The organism is Chitinophaga sp., from assembly GCF_036569125.1.
In the GTDB taxonomy this organism is placed as follows: Bacteria; Bacteroidota; Bacteroidia; order Chitinophagales; family Chitinophagaceae; genus Chitinophaga.
Genome location: NZ_DATCRF010000510.1, coordinates 1 through 14,005, shown reverse-complemented (window position 1 = coordinate 14,005; position 14,005 = coordinate 1). Strand labels below are relative to the sequence as shown.

Annotated in this window: 9 protein-coding genes; 1 reads left to right on the top strand and 8 read right to left on the bottom strand. The window is 48.0% G+C overall.

Translation table 11 applies throughout. From position 1 onward, the window contains the following. Window positions 1-259: 259 nt before the first annotated feature. Window positions 260-1,303: a rhodanese-related sulfurtransferase gene (locus tag VIM87_RS19375; protein WP_331998594.1), complete on the top strand. Its 1,044-nt coding sequence runs from the start codon at window positions 260-262 to the stop codon at window positions 1,301-1,303. Window positions 1,304-1,403: 100 nt separating this feature from the next. Here VIM87_RS19375 and VIM87_RS19370 read toward each other — a convergent pair whose 3' ends face one another. The 8 genes from VIM87_RS19370 to VIM87_RS19335 all read right to left on the bottom strand — a co-directional run bounded on the left by VIM87_RS19370 (window position 1,404) and on the right by VIM87_RS19335 (window position 13,956). Continuing rightward, complete coding sequence (locus VIM87_RS19370; RefSeq protein ID WP_331998593.1) at window positions 1,404-2,120, bottom strand: LytTR family DNA-binding domain-containing protein; 717 nt, start codon at window positions 2,118-2,120, stop codon at window positions 1,404-1,406. Then, on the bottom strand, window positions 2,117-3,139 hold the full coding sequence (locus VIM87_RS19365) for a sensor histidine kinase (RefSeq protein WP_331998592.1): 1,023 nt from the start codon (window positions 3,137-3,139) through the stop codon (window positions 2,117-2,119). Before VIM87_RS19365 ends, VIM87_RS19370 begins: the two co-directional genes overlap by 4 nt. A 549-nt stretch (window positions 3,140-3,688) precedes the next feature. Continuing rightward, a complete protein-coding gene (locus VIM87_RS19360; protein ID WP_331998591.1) occupies window positions 3,689-6,787 on the bottom strand; it encodes a CusA/CzcA family heavy metal efflux RND transporter in 3,099 nt (1,032 codons plus the stop codon). Window positions 6,788-6,886: 99 nt separating this feature from the next. Next, window positions 6,887-7,990 (bottom strand): efflux RND transporter periplasmic adaptor subunit, encoded by a 1,104-nt coding sequence (locus tag VIM87_RS19355; RefSeq protein ID WP_331998590.1) that lies wholly within the window; start codon window positions 7,988-7,990, stop codon window positions 6,887-6,889. 136 nt (window positions 7,991-8,126) lie between these two features. Beyond that, on the bottom strand, window positions 8,127-9,398 hold the full coding sequence (locus tag VIM87_RS19350; RefSeq protein WP_331998589.1) for a TolC family protein: 1,272 nt from the start codon (window positions 9,396-9,398) through the stop codon (window positions 8,127-8,129). A 251-nt stretch (window positions 9,399-9,649) separates the two neighbouring features. After that, window positions 9,650-11,014, bottom strand: a complete 1,365-nt coding sequence (locus VIM87_RS19345) for a HAMP domain-containing sensor histidine kinase (protein WP_331998588.1) — start codon at window positions 11,012-11,014, stop codon at window positions 9,650-9,652. 96 nt (window positions 11,015-11,110) lie between these two features. Continuing rightward, window positions 11,111-11,797, bottom strand: a complete 687-nt coding sequence (locus VIM87_RS19340; protein WP_331998587.1) for a response regulator transcription factor — start codon at window positions 11,795-11,797, stop codon at window positions 11,111-11,113. 173 nt (window positions 11,798-11,970) lie between these two features. After that, window positions 11,971-13,956, bottom strand: coding sequence for an ABC-F family ATP-binding cassette domain-containing protein (locus VIM87_RS19335; protein WP_331998586.1), 1,986 nt, complete (start codon window positions 13,954-13,956; stop codon window positions 11,971-11,973). Window positions 13,957-14,005 lie beyond the last annotated feature (49 nt).

The window sequence follows — 14,005 nt, the reverse complement described above, 5'->3', positions numbered from 1 at the left end:
CCTGTGTATGATCAGTTCCGCCGCTTACCTGCTGCTTTCATTGTTGCAAACGTGGAGATGAGGGGCATCATATGCTCTTCGTATTTCCTGTTCTGAGAACGGCTACCAACGCGCCCTGTACTCAATTCGTAATTTGTAATTGCCTAATTCGTAATTAAAAATTGTATCTTTGTTACCCGAAAAGCACCGGCTTTCCATTTAAATTAAAATGAAATTTTGTTCCACCGGCGTTGGTCCTTAAAATTTCGAGCGTTCATTTATGGCATTACACAACAGGGTGTCTGCAGACGAGCTGAAACAGCGTTTGGCAGCAGAAACGTTTAAAAGAACAACCATCTCCTTTTACCAGTACGCAAAGATCGTTGATCCACAGGCCTTCAGGGATGAGATCTACCAGGCCCTTTCAGAAATCCAGGTATTTGGACGTATCTATGTAGCACATGAAGGCATTAATGCCCAGATCAATGTGCCGGAGCATAACTTTGAGGCACTCCGTAACTACCTGTATTCTATTCCTTTCCTCAACGGTATCCGCTTAAACATTGCAGTAGATGATGACGGCAAATCCTTTTGGGTGCTGCGCATAAAAGTGCGTCCCAAGATCGTGGCAGACGGCATCACCGATCCGGCCTTTGACATGGACAATAAAGGCCAGTACCTGGATGCAGCAGGGTTTAACGAGCTAACCGCTAACCCGGATACCATCATCGTTGACATGCGCAACCACTACGAATATGAGGTAGGACATTTTGACGGCGCCATAGAAGTACCCTCCGATACCTTCCGTGAACAGCTGCCCATGGCAGTAGATATGCTGAAAGACAAAAAAGACCAGCCTATTGTCATGTACTGTACCGGTGGTATCCGCTGCGAAAAAGCATCGGCTTACTTACTGCATAATGGTTTTAAAAATGTATACCACCTTGAAGGCGGTATCATTGAATACGCTAACAAGGTACGCCAACAGGGCATTACCAATAAATTCAAGGGCAAGAACTTTGTGTTCGATGAACGCCTGGGGGAGCGGATCACAGAGGACGTGATTAGCCACTGCCACCAGTGCGGGCGTCCCTGTGACACACATACCAACTGTAAAAATGACGGCTGCCATCTGCTGTTCATCCAGTGCGACAGATGCGCCGCACACTACGATGGCTGCTGCAGTGAAGAATGCTACTCCATTGTACAGCTGCCCGCCGATGCACAGGAACAAATGCGCAAAGGCATTGATAAAGGGCAAATGATCTTCAATAAATCCCGGCAGCGCCTGCGTCCCCGCCTTGGCGACAGAGACCGATACTGATAATTAAGAATGAATAATTAATAATTAATAATCGTAGGGCTTGTACTTCAAGTGAAGAACAGGCCTCCATTATTATTAATTATTCATTCTTAATTATTAATTACCTCTTCAGATACTTATCCTTCAATATCCTCTCCATCACCCCATCCTTCAAATGCCGGCTCACAGGGATATTCTGTGTTCCTATCATGATATCATTTCCAATGATCCGCTCTATTTTTGACAGCGCCACAATGTAAGATTTATGCACCCGCAGGAACTGCTGTTCAGGTAAATAATCCTCCACTGCCTTAAACGTAAGGTAAGTAACATACCTGCGCTGCACGGTATGCAGCACCACGTAGTTCTGTAAAGCCTCTGCATACAGTATATCGTTAAAGCATATACGCTCTAAACCGTTATCACATTTAATAAAGAAATAGGAGGGGGCTTCTTCCGCTGTGACAGGGCGCTGCAGCAGCTCGTAGTATGAGTGTGCCTTTGATACGGCTTTCATAAAACGCTCAAAGGCCACTGGCTTTAGCAGGTAATCAATTACATTCAGCTCAAAGCCCTGCAATGCATATTCCGGGTAGGCAGTGGTAAATATTACCAGCGGTGGCTGCGGTAAAGAACGAAGCAGATCCAGTCCGTTAATGCGGGGCATTTGTATATCCAGGAAAAGCAATTGTACCGGCTGCGTTTGCAGCAGCGTAATGGCTTTTACCGGGCTGTCACACACGGTTACCGGGTCCAGGAAATCAACTTCCGCGCAATATTCCTGCAGGCCTTTGCGGGCCATGGGCTCATCATCTACTATCATGCAATGCAGCTTCATGTAATGCGGATGTTTAAGGTTACCTCAAAGGATTGATCGGTTTCCTGGATCTGTAAGGTATGTTTTTCCGGGTACAATAATTCCAGCCGCCTTTTTACATTAGCCAGCCCAATACCTTTACGGGCGCCGTTTTCAGGTGGCAATACCTCCCGTGTATTATAGGTTTGCAGCTGCAGGCAGCCATTTTGCCGCTGCAGGCTGATGGCCACCTTATTGGGCGCCTGCACATGTGCCGATACATGCTTAAAGGCATTCTCCACAAAAGGGATCAGCAGCAGCGGCGCAATGCTGAAGTGCTGCATGGCAGGATCGCAGTAAAACGAAACCTCGCAGTTATCATTATGCCGCATTTGCTGTATGGCTATATAGTTTGCTACATACCGGGCTTCCTTTTCAATGGGAATGGCATCGGTATTACAGTCGTACAGCTGGTACCGCAGCAGGTCTGCAAACTGCATCAGCATATCCCGTGCAGCTTTGTTCTCTTTATCTATCAGGAAATACACCGCATTCAGGGAGTTGAATAATGCATGCGGGTTGATCTGCGCTTTCAGGTACTGCAGCTCCTGCTCGGCACTGGCCCGCAGCGCGCTTTGCAGGCGGTGCTGCGTTTTCAGCCGGTCTATATAGAATTGCACGCCCACAATAGCGCCTACCATAAAGAACAGGGGAATATATACATCATACAGCTGCCGGCTCAGGGTGGCATTAGGCCATTGTGTAATTAGCGCAGCGTAAGGTTGCAGCACAAGGTTCAGCAGCTGTATCACCAGCCAGCCGGTAACGCCTATTAAGGCTATAAAAGCAGCCAGGAAAGCGGCGTACCGCTGTTTGTACAATAAGCGGGGAATAAGCACATAATTGGTAAAGTAAACGGCGCCGGCCAGGGTAGTAACCTTTAACACGCCCGCCCAAATGGTAGCCGGCAAAGCGGGGTAATCATCTATCCGCAGCAGCACCCATACCGCAAAAAAGCCCAGCCACCAGAGTATGTGCAGTATCGAATTACGAATTGCCAAGTGTTAATTACGAATTATTTAATTACGAATTACGAATTAAGTTTACCATGTTAGCTGCTTGTTCGCATCAATGAGATCAATTAAACTGCAGCCCTGTTCGCCTAACACAATTTAGCCCTTAAAAGTTCCATAGCCGCCCATTTTTACACGTCCTGCAGCCTTTCCTTGACCAAAGACCTTCTCTAAATAAAATTACGAATTATGAACCGCTCCAAGCCATTCGTAATTACTCATATCATAATTACTTTCAATGGCATTCGTGCGCCGCTTCGCGGGGTCGTAATTAAGTAATTCGTAATTAAAAAGAATCCGCCCAGCGTTGTTTCTTCTAAGGCCGGGCGGAGTAATTGAGCATGAAACCAGTTCAGGAAGATCCATCTCTTCGGGAACTGCATTTGCATGTCCATTCTATCAACCTATATGCGAACTAAAACCAGTCAATATTTTAAGTAACAAGCCGCCGGCAATCAGCAGTTTCCCTTGTGCATTTTTAACCGGGTCCGCTTTCGCTTTCCCTCACTAATCACCGGCAGCTTGCCTACATAACTTTTATAAAACGTCTTTTTTGCTCTTATACGCCCCATAGAATATGATGGGGAACACCAGCAGCGTCAGCACCGTAGCGGTGATCAAACCACCAATTACAATAATGGCCAGCGGTTTCTGCGTTTCAGAGCCCACGCCATGGGAGATGGCTGCCGGTATCAAACCAATAGCTGCCATCATGGCCGTCATTACCACCGGGCGTACCCGCGATTCCACTCCTGTACGGATAGCCTCGTTCAGGGGCATGCCCGCCAGCAGGTTCTTATGGAACACCGATATCAATATCACCCCATTTTGTATACAGATCCCGAACAGCGCAATGAAGCCTACCCCTGCAGAGATCCCGAAGTTGATACCTGTAACATGAATGGCCAGTATGCCGCCGATCAGGGCAAAGGGTACGTTCAGCAATATCAGGCCTGCATCTTTCACACTCCCCAGCATAATGAACAGCACCACGAAAATGGCTATTATACTTACCGGTACCACCTGCGCCAAACGGTTGGTGGCGCGTACCTGGTTCTCAAACTCACCCGTCCAGCCCACACTGTAGCCCTTTGGCAGCTTTACGGCTGCATTCACCTTATTCTGTGCATCTGCAATGGTGCTGCCCAGGTCACGGTCGCGTACAGAGAACTTGATACCGATGAACCGCTTGTTACCATCCCGGTATATAAAGGCCGGGCCGGTGATCGTATTAATGGTAGCAATCTCTTTCAATGGCACTTTATTACCGCTCTGCGTAGGCACCATCAGGTTCTGCAGGTCTTCTTCCGTAGTGCGGTAGTTGGCATCATACCGTATGCGGATGTCGAATTTCTTTTCCCCTTCATAGAGCTGTGTAGCGGTTTTCCCGCCTATCGCCATTTCGATCACCGCCTGCGCATCGGCAGTATTTACACCATACAGCGCCATCTTGGTGTCGCTCAGGTTAATGCTCATTTCAGGCTGGCCAATGTTGCGGATCACGCCCAGGTCACGGATGCCCGGCACATTCTTCAGCTGCGCTATTACCTGCTGGGAAAGGGCTTCCAGCTTTTCCAGGTCATCGCCATAGATCTTTACACCATTGGCGGCTTTAAACCCGGCCACTGCTTCAGATACGTTATCACTAATGGGCTGGGAGAAGTTGAGGATAATACCAGGGTATTTCTTCAGCCGTTTTTCCATCTGCCCGATCAGCTCATCCTGCGTGATCTTGCGTTTCCATTCCTTTTTATCAGCCAGGTCTACCTGGTACTGTACAAAGTAAAACCCGTTGGGATCCGTACCGTCATTTGAGCGGCCTACCTGTGATAATACCCGTTTTACTTCCGGGAAACCACCCAGGTCCTCGCGAATGGCATGGGCCATTCTTACACTTTCCGTGAGCGACATACTCATGGGCAGCTCGGTAGTAACCCATAAAGAGCCTTCATTCAGCTGCGGCAGGAACTCCGTACCCATCCAGCGGGCCGAGAAAAAGGTCACCAGCATAAAGCTAAAGGCCAGCACCAGGCTAAGGCGTTTATGGCCATAGGTCCATTTAAAGCCTTTCATCACGATCCGGTCAAAGAAGATCACTACCGGGTTATGCCGCTCCTTCACATTCTTGTTCAGCAAAATGGAGCTGAGCACCGGCACCAGGGTAAGCGTGAATAATAACGCGCCCAATAAGGCAAATCCCAGGGTCCACGCCAGCGGCGAGAACATTTTTCCTTCCACTTTCTGGAAAGAGAAGATGGGTATCAGGGAAATAATGATGATAAGTTTTGAGAAGAAGATGGCTTTGGCCAGCTCCCCGCCGGTTTGCTTGATCCAGCCCATTTTGGCCAGCTTATTAAAGCGCTCCATGCCATAATGTTTGGCCTTATGGTCCAGCATCACAAAAATGCCTTCCACCATCACCACCGCACCATCTATGATAATACCAAAGTCAATGGCGCCCATGGAGATCAGGTTGGCCGTCATGCCCTTAAGGCGCAAACACAGGAAGGCAAACAGCAAGGCCAGCGGAATAATGATGGACACGGTAACGGTAGTACGCCAATCCGCCATGAAAACAAACACGATCACCGTTACGAACAGGATCCCCTCAACGAGGTTGTGCATCACAGTATGCGTACAAAACTCCATGAGGTTATCCCGATCGTAAAAGGTAGCCATCTTGATGTCACTGGGCAAGATAGTCTCGTTCAACTCCCTGATTTTGTCCTTCAGCCGGGCTAATACCTCTGTGGGGTTCTCACCTTTGCGCATTACCACGATCCCTTCCACCAGGTCGTCCTGCTTATCTAATCCTACCTGCCCTACACGCGGCAGGGAGGATTCGCGCACTGTGGCCACATTCTTTACCAGCAGTGGTGTTCCGTTAATATTGTCTAATATGATATTCTCTATATCCGCTATGCTGTTCAGCAGGCCAATACCCCTTACCACATAGGCCTGCCCGTTCTTCTCTATCACATCGCCGCCTACATTGATATTGCTTTTCGTAACCGCCTGATATAGCTCCAGGGGGGTAATATCGTACTTGGCTAAACGAACCGGGTCGGCTGTGATCTCATAGATCTTATCCTGCCCGCCAAAGGCCACAATATCCGCCACGCCAGGCACGCTGCGCAGCTGCCGGTCTATGATCCAGTTCTGGTAAGTGAGCAGGTCGCGGGAATTGCGGTGGTCACTTTTCAGGTAATACCGGAATATTTCGCCGGTAGGGCCGTAGGGAGGCTGTATCTCCGGGTCGGCGCCTTCCGGCAGGGATACGCTTTGCAGCATATTGTTCACCTGTTGCCGTGCAAAGAAATCCTCCACATCATCGTCAAAAATGATCTTTACAACAGACAGGCCGAACATAGTTACAGAGCGTACGCTTGTTTTCTTCTGCACCGCATTCATGGCTACTTCTACGGGCAGCGTTACAAAACGCTCTACTTCCTGCGCACTGCGCCCGTTCCATTTGGTAACTATGATGATCTGTGTATTGGTTACATCCGGGAACGCTTCTATAGGCGTGTGCACAAAGGCTACAATGCCTGATATTACCAGCGTTAAGGTTGCTATGAAAACGAACAGTTTATTCTTGAGCGAAAAACCTACGATGTTCCTGATGAATTTGTTCATGCTATTGGTTCTTTAAGCTGCCAGCTGTTAGCCGTTAGCTTTTAGCTGTTAGCCATTGTCTTCGATTTTAGCTATTAGCTAACAGCTAAAGGCTAAAATCTAGTCGTTCAGTGCATTATAGATCAGCAATTGGTTCCGGGAAATAACCTGCTCACCCGGGTTTAGCCCCTTGCTTAAATATGCCAGCCCACCGGCTGTTTTATAAGGTTCTACCTCACGTACCTGGATGTTGTACTTATCTTTAAACACCAGCACATAATTCTTGCTGCGGTCAAATATTAATGAGGAAGTAGGCACGGCTATCATATTATTCCCATCGTTGTAATGCAGGGTAACCGTGGCAAACATTTCCGGCTTCAGCTGCATATCCTTATTATTCAGCTTAATACGGATCTGCATGGTTTTGGTAGCCGGGTCCAGGAAGTTGTATATCTTGTCTACCTTGCCATGGAACACAGTATCCGGGTAGCTGATGGTTACAATGTCTGCATCATAACCTTCTTTCACACGGGCAATATCTGTTTCAAATACATTGGCCATTACCCATACATCGTTCAGCTCCGATACGGTGAAGATGTTCTGGTTATTATCCGTCCGGATCTCCATGTTGTTGTTGATATTCTTTTCGATCACATAACCGGAGATAGGAGCGGTTACCAGGTAGGTAGAGCCTGCGCCGCGGCGGTAGATCTTAAACAGGTCGTTCAGGCGGTTCACTTCTGCGCGTGCCTTATCCAGCTCGCCCTGCGCATTCACCACATCTTTTTCCGTGCTTAGCTGGCTGCTATACAGGTCCTGCGCTACTTTCAGCCCTTTTTCGGCTACGGCCAGGTCCGACTTTGCTTCTGCCATCTGCTTTTCATAATCAGCGATCTCACCACTCTGTATCACGGCCAGGATCTGTCCTTTCTGCACAAAATCGCCCAGCTGCACTTTAATATCTTTTACAAAGCCGCTCACCAGGGGATATACTTTCAGCACCTTGCCCACATCCGGAGATACCTTGCCGGACAAACGCAGCTCACTTTGCACGGGCTTTACACCTGCTGTATCTATATGAATGCTTTGCATCATGGTATCGCTCAGCACAAAAGTTTCTTTTTCAGTATCCTCTGCCTGGATATGTTTACAGCTACTCCACCAGGCAGCGCCCAGTACTAACAGGGCCAGGCTTAAAATGCGGTTCATCTTGTTCTTCTTCATTTGATAAATGATTCTTTTTGAAGTCTGAAGCAGGAAGTATGATGTCTGCCGGCTATTGCTGATCTTGCATTCAGTTTCCTACTTCATACTTCCTACATCTTACTTCTTTTATTCCTCCACCTTACTAAGGTTCTTCTTATTTCGTCTTATTAAATAACTCCGTACCGGTTGCATAATTCAGCTCCTCATAGGCCGTAATGCGGTCCAGGATAAGCTTATTGGTATTCTTCACGTTATCGCTGTAGCTGTTGAAGTAATCAATGAACTGCAACAGGGAAATATTACCCTTGCGGAAGTTCTGTGCTACTTCGGAGATCAGCTTATTATATTCCTGTCCAAAGCCTTTAAAGTCCAGCAGCTGGTATTGCTTGTCCATCAGGTTTATCTTTTGCACGGCCTGCTGCACTTCAGTGTTGATGATGTTATTGCCCTGGGCCAGCGTTTGCTCCTGTACTTTTACCTGGTTGCCGGCAGAGCGTATGTTGCCCTGGTTGCGGTTCCAGAAGGGGAGGTCTATTCCCAGGGTAAGCCCTACGAAGTTGGGTGCATAGCTGCCGTTCTTATCGTAGGTAGCGCCTACATGCAGGTCCGGTACTGCCAGCGCTTTTTGCAGGCTGTAGTTCACCTGCGCCTGCTGGAGTTGCTGTTGAGCAACCCGCAGGTCAGGCCGGTTTTGCATCGCAGTGTCAATAAGGGCAGGCAGCGTATAACCTTGCAGGTTATAGTATGAGAGGCCGTCCGTATCCACCTGCGGTGCATACTGTTGATTGTTACCAAGTAGCTGTTGTAGGTTTAGCTGTGAGCTGAGCTCCTGTTGTTTAAGATCAGTATAATCATTTGTGAGGCCTACCTGTAAAGCCCGTAGCCGTATCACATCGGCATGTGCCACGCTGCCTTTCTGATCTGCTTCCGTATAGGCATCTACTATTTTCTGTAAGTTGGAAAGTTGTTCCTGTAAGATCTTTTCTGTTTCCTGCAGGAAGTAGAGCTGATAATAATTGCCTCTTAGCTGCAGTCTTAAAGTCCGCATCAGTTCAAAGAACTCAGCCTGTGTGGTAGCGGCATTCAGGGAAGCCAGCTGTACCTGTTTGTTGCGTTTACCCGCAAGGGTGATCAGCTGATCTACGCTGTAGGCTGTTTCCCCGCCGTTGCCGCCATAAAAAGGCTGTATCTTATTGGTAGTACCAAATCCCCAGGTGGCGCTAAAGGAAGGGTTGCTCCATAAACGCGCCTGCTGGATCTGTGCCTTATCGGCATCAACCCGGTAACGTTGCGCCAGCAACTGGTAATTCCGGTTAAGGAAAGTATCTTCTGCTTCCTGTAAAGTAATGGGCTGAATACTTTGCGCCGAGCTTTTAAGTGCGATGATGAACAAGGCTATTGTTATGATCCCGATCTTCTTTTGCATATAAGTTCCATCTCAATTTCGAGTACAAAGCTCTAAAAGGGGAATTAAAGGGGCCTTTAAGGGGGATTAAAAAGAACTTAAAATTGGCGGGCCAATTTTAAGGGGTCCATGGTCGATGGTCCATGGTCCATTGCATAGTGCGGGGTAATAAGTTATTCATGAAAAGACAGGAGAGTGAATTGCATATCAAGTAACACAATTCGTGCGCAGCAGGCCATGGACTATGGACCATCGACCATCGATTTAGCACCTCAAATATGCGGAAGCAGCACCGAAAATACAGTTCCTTTATTAAGCACAGAACTCACGGAAATATGTCCTTTATGCAGCTGTACTATCTTTTTGCAGATAGACAATCCCAGGCCATGGCCGCGGGTTTGCAGCGCATTCTGGCCACGGTAAAAAGGTTCAAATACCTTATTCAGTTCAGCGGCAGGGATGCCCATGCCATTGTCCCGGATCTGGATCTGTATGTAGTGGGTTTGGAAGTCAATGATCACATAAGCGGTATTATCCTTCGAGAACTTACAGGCATTATCCACCAGGTTCAGGAACAGGATCTTCAGCAGTATTTCATTGCCGTTGCAGGTAAGCTGGGTATCCAGCTCCGGCAGGTTCTCAAACTGTATATCTACTTTACCATTATGCTTAAGCTTAATGAGGTTGCCCATTTCCAGCAGCAGCTCATCTATCCGTACTTCGTAAAAGGAAAAACGTTGTTCGTTCAGCTCCGATTGAGCCATCTGTAACAGGCCATTGGTAAGGTCGGAGAGGTTTTCCGCATCTTCCAATACAGAGCTGAGCACACTGGCATAGTCCTCCTTATTCCTTTCTTTTGATAAGGTTACCTGCAGCTGGCTGATAATAGACGCCAGCGGTGTACGCAGCTCGTGCGAAGCATTGCTTACAAAGCTCTTTTGCAGATCAAAGGAGGTGCTCAGGCGCTGCAGCATCGTATTAAAGTTGCTGCCCAGCTGCGCAATCTCATCCCGTCCGCGCACCACTACCTTGGTATCCTGCAGGTTGTTGGCATTAATAGTATCCATCTGCTGTACCAGCTTGTCAATAGGCTGTACCATTTTGCGCGAGAAGAAATACCCGATCACGATCAGCAGCACGGCTGCCACAGCCAGCTCAATAAGCAGGATGCGCTTCAGGTTCTGCAGGTTCTGGAAGCCGTATTTATCCAGTGAGGATACGATCACGATCACAGAGATCTTACCTTCTGTATAATATATGCCTACTACCTCATCGCTGGCTTTTTCGTAATTATAGGTGCCGTTGCGTTTAATATAATCCAGGCGGCTGCGCAGGGTGCGGATGGTGGTATCTTTCAGGTTGGAGTATAAGAGATCGTAATTGGGGCTGTACACTAAAATGGTTTCCTGGTAAAGGTCCTGGAAAGTGGTTTTATCCAGCTTGCGCAGCAGGTCCACCTTCACTTTATCATCTTCAATAATTACGTTGGCAATGGAGCGGGCACGGTATTCCAGGCGTTCCAGGTACTCCGCCTTGCGCGATTGTGCAGAGAAATAATAAGCAAGGCTGGCAAAGGATATCAGCAGCACCGTGGCCGATAAGGTATAATAGAGCGCTATTTTGTATTTGATCTTCATAAATTCTGATGTGCTAATATGCTAATGTGCTGATGTGCTGAATTATCTTATTACATCAACCAGCACATTAGCATATCAGCACATTAGCACATTAAATTATTCTTCCGCCAGATAATACCCCATACCCGTTTTGGTATGCAGCAGCTTATTCTCAAAATCCTTATCTATCTTTTTACGCAGGAAGTTCATGTACACTTCTATTACATTGGTGCCGGTATCAAAGTCAATATCCCACACTTTTTCCGCGATGGTAAGCTTGGAGATCACCTTGCCTTTGTGCAGGGCCAGGAACTCCAGCAGCTGGTATTCTTTGGCAGTAAGGGGGATCTTTTTACCGCTGCGGGTTACTTCTTTCTTTTCGCGGTCTATTTCCAGGTCGCCGATAACGATCTTATATAAAGTGCTTTGCTGCACATCAGAGCCCGCGCGTTTCAGGAATACGCGGATGCGGGCCAGCAGCTCCCGGAAGTCAAAGGGTTTTACCAGGTAATCATCAGCGCCCAGCTCAAAGGCCTGCATTTTATCGTCCATGCCGCCCAGCGCTGTAAGCATTATAATGGGTACCCGGTTATTCTTATTGCGGATCACCTCACATACTTCATAGCCGTTGCTATGGGGCAGGTTCAGGTCCAGTATCACCAGGTCGTAGCTGTTGCTGGATGCCAGGCTTTTACCCATACGGCCGTCATAAGCTACATCTACATCAAAACCATTCTCCTCCAGGCCTTTTTTAACGGCATTGGCCACCTTAACTTCATCTTCTACAACCAGGATCTTCTGCATAATTAATAATGAATAATTAAGAATTAATAATCACAACTACCAGTACCTCACACAACACAAAGACCCCACGTTCATCAATAGAAATATTCAGCATTAAAAATTTACAATGTAGTATAAGCCATCCGCCGCTATACTCTTCCCACAATTATTAATTATTCATTCTTAATTATTAATTACCCCTCCAGCTCCATAATCTTCTCAAACACCTCCTCATACTGCTTGTTCGCTTTTTCCAGGTCTTGCGTTACCTGTTTGTATTCCGCTTCTATCTGCTGGAACTTACCTTTATCCCCATAGATATCAGGGTTACCAAGGCTGGCTTCCAGCTTTTGTTTCTTTTCCTTCAGGCGGGCCAGCTCGCCTTCCAGCTGCTGGAACTGGCGCTGGTGTTTCTGCAGCTCTTTCTGGGCCTCCTTATTAATAGGCGTGCCTTTTACCGGGGCGCTTGCCGCCGGCGTTTCCTTCACTGCAGCTGGTTCGGGGGTATTATTATTGTTGTTGTTATTACCGCGGTTCTTACCCCGTTCGCCTTTAGGCGGTTTGGGAGGTGCGGCAGCAGCAGCCTGGCGTTTCTTCCAGTCTTCATACTCCGCATAGGTACCTTTGAATTCCTTGATCTTCCCATCCACAATTTCCCAGATCTTATTCGCGGTGCCGCTTACAAAATAACGGTCGTGGGATACGAGTAAAAAGCTGCCTTCATACTTATTCAAAGCATCTATCAGCATTTGTACGGAGTTCATATCCAGGTGGTTCGTGGGCTCATCCAGCAGCATAAAGTTAGCCTGGCTGATGATGGTTTTGGCCAGCGCCACCCGCGCTTTTTCACCACCGGAAAGAATACGGATCTTCTTGTACACATCATCTCCCGTGAACAGGAAGCAGCCCAGCAAAGAGCGCAGCTCCATTTCCGTACGGCCGCTGCTGGTATTTTTCAGCTCTTCCAGTATCTCGCTGTCAAGGTGTAATGATTCCAGCTGGTGCTGGGCATAAAATGACTGTACTACGTTATGGCCGGGAATGCGTTCACCTTCCATGGGTTCTGTACCGGCTATCATGCGCAGCAGGGTAGACTTACCCTTACCGTTGGCGCCTATCAGCGCTATCTTATCGCCCCGGTTAATTTCCACACCGGTATGATCCAGCACCGTGATATCGCCAAAGTGTTTGCTTACATCGCTCAGGGTACATAAGATCTTACCCGGTGTTTTATCTACTGTAAAGTTGATGCGTATTTTGGAAGGGCCGCCATCTACCTGCTCCAGGCGGTCCAGCTTTTCCAGCCGTTTCATGGCGCTCTGCGCCTGGGCTGCCTTGGAAGCTTTGGCCTTAAAACGTTCAATAAAACGTTCCTGCTGGCGAATGTACTCCTGCTGGTTTTCGTACGACCGTTGCTGTAACTCCCGGCGCATTTCCTTTTCGCGCTCATAATCCTCATAGTTACCGGCATAGTGGTGCAGCTGCTGCTGGTACAGCTCTACGATCTTATTTACCATACGGTCCAGGAAAAAGCGGTCGTGCGATACGATGATCACGGCGCCGTTATAGCTCTGCAGGTATCTTTCCAGCCATTCAATGGAGGGCAGGTCAAGGTGGTTCGTGGGCTCATCCAGCATCAGCACATCCGGCTGCTGCAGGATCAGCTTTGCCAGCAGCACACGCATACGCCAGCCACCGGAAAACTCGCTGTAGGGCCGTTCCAGGTCGGCTGTGCTAAAACCCAGGCCTTCCAGCACCTGGGCCGTTTTATGCCGCATGTTATAGCCGTCCAGGGCCTCAAACTCATGCAGCTTGTCGGAGAACTCATGCAGCAGGGCCTCCGTTTGATTATGTTCCAGCTCGTGGGTAATACGTTCTATATCTTTTTCCAGCGCTAATGCTTTGTCAAAGGCGGTCATGCCTACCGACAGGATGGAATCGTCCGTTTCAAAGCTCAGCAGGTCCTGGTTAAAGAACCCCAGGCTCAGGTTACGGATCTTGTTCACACTGCCTTTGGAAACAGAGTATTCACCATTAATAATTCTCAGAAGGGTAGACTTCCCCGTACCGTTCAGGCCTATCAGCCCCACCCGGTCGCCGGGTACAATATGCCAGGAGGCATCTTCAACAATTGTACGTGCACCAAATTCAAAAGTTACGTCCTGTAGGGCGAGAAGCATATAAAGAATTCTATATAAATGTTAAATAAAGCACACAAAGGTAATAATT

What these genes read in the sequence shown, in the direction of transcription:
- VIM87_RS19335 (WP_331998586.1), bottom strand. Translation starts at nt 13,956, where the DNA reads ATGCTTCTCGCCCTACAGGACGTAACTTTTGAATTTGGTGCACGTACA.
- VIM87_RS19350 (WP_331998589.1), bottom strand. Translation starts at nt 9,398, where the DNA reads ATGCAAAAGAAGATCGGGATCATAACAATAGCCTTGTTCATCATCGCA.
- VIM87_RS19345 (WP_331998588.1), bottom strand. Translation starts at nt 11,014, where the DNA reads ATGAAGATCAAATACAAAATAGCGCTCTATTATACCTTATCGGCCACG.
- VIM87_RS19340 (WP_331998587.1), bottom strand. Translation starts at nt 11,797, where the DNA reads ATGCAGAAGATCCTGGTTGTAGAAGATGAAGTTAAGGTGGCCAATGCC.
- VIM87_RS19375 (WP_331998594.1), top strand. Translation starts at nt 260, where the DNA reads ATGGCATTACACAACAGGGTGTCTGCAGACGAGCTGAAACAGCGTTTG.
- VIM87_RS19355 (WP_331998590.1), bottom strand. Translation starts at nt 7,990, where the DNA reads ATGAAGAAGAACAAGATGAACCGCATTTTAAGCCTGGCCCTGTTAGTA.
- VIM87_RS19370 (WP_331998593.1), bottom strand. Translation starts at nt 2,120, where the DNA reads ATGAAGCTGCATTGCATGATAGTAGATGATGAGCCCATGGCCCGCAAA.
- VIM87_RS19360 (WP_331998591.1), bottom strand. Translation starts at nt 6,787, where the DNA reads ATGAACAAATTCATCAGGAACATCGTAGGTTTTTCGCTCAAGAATAAA.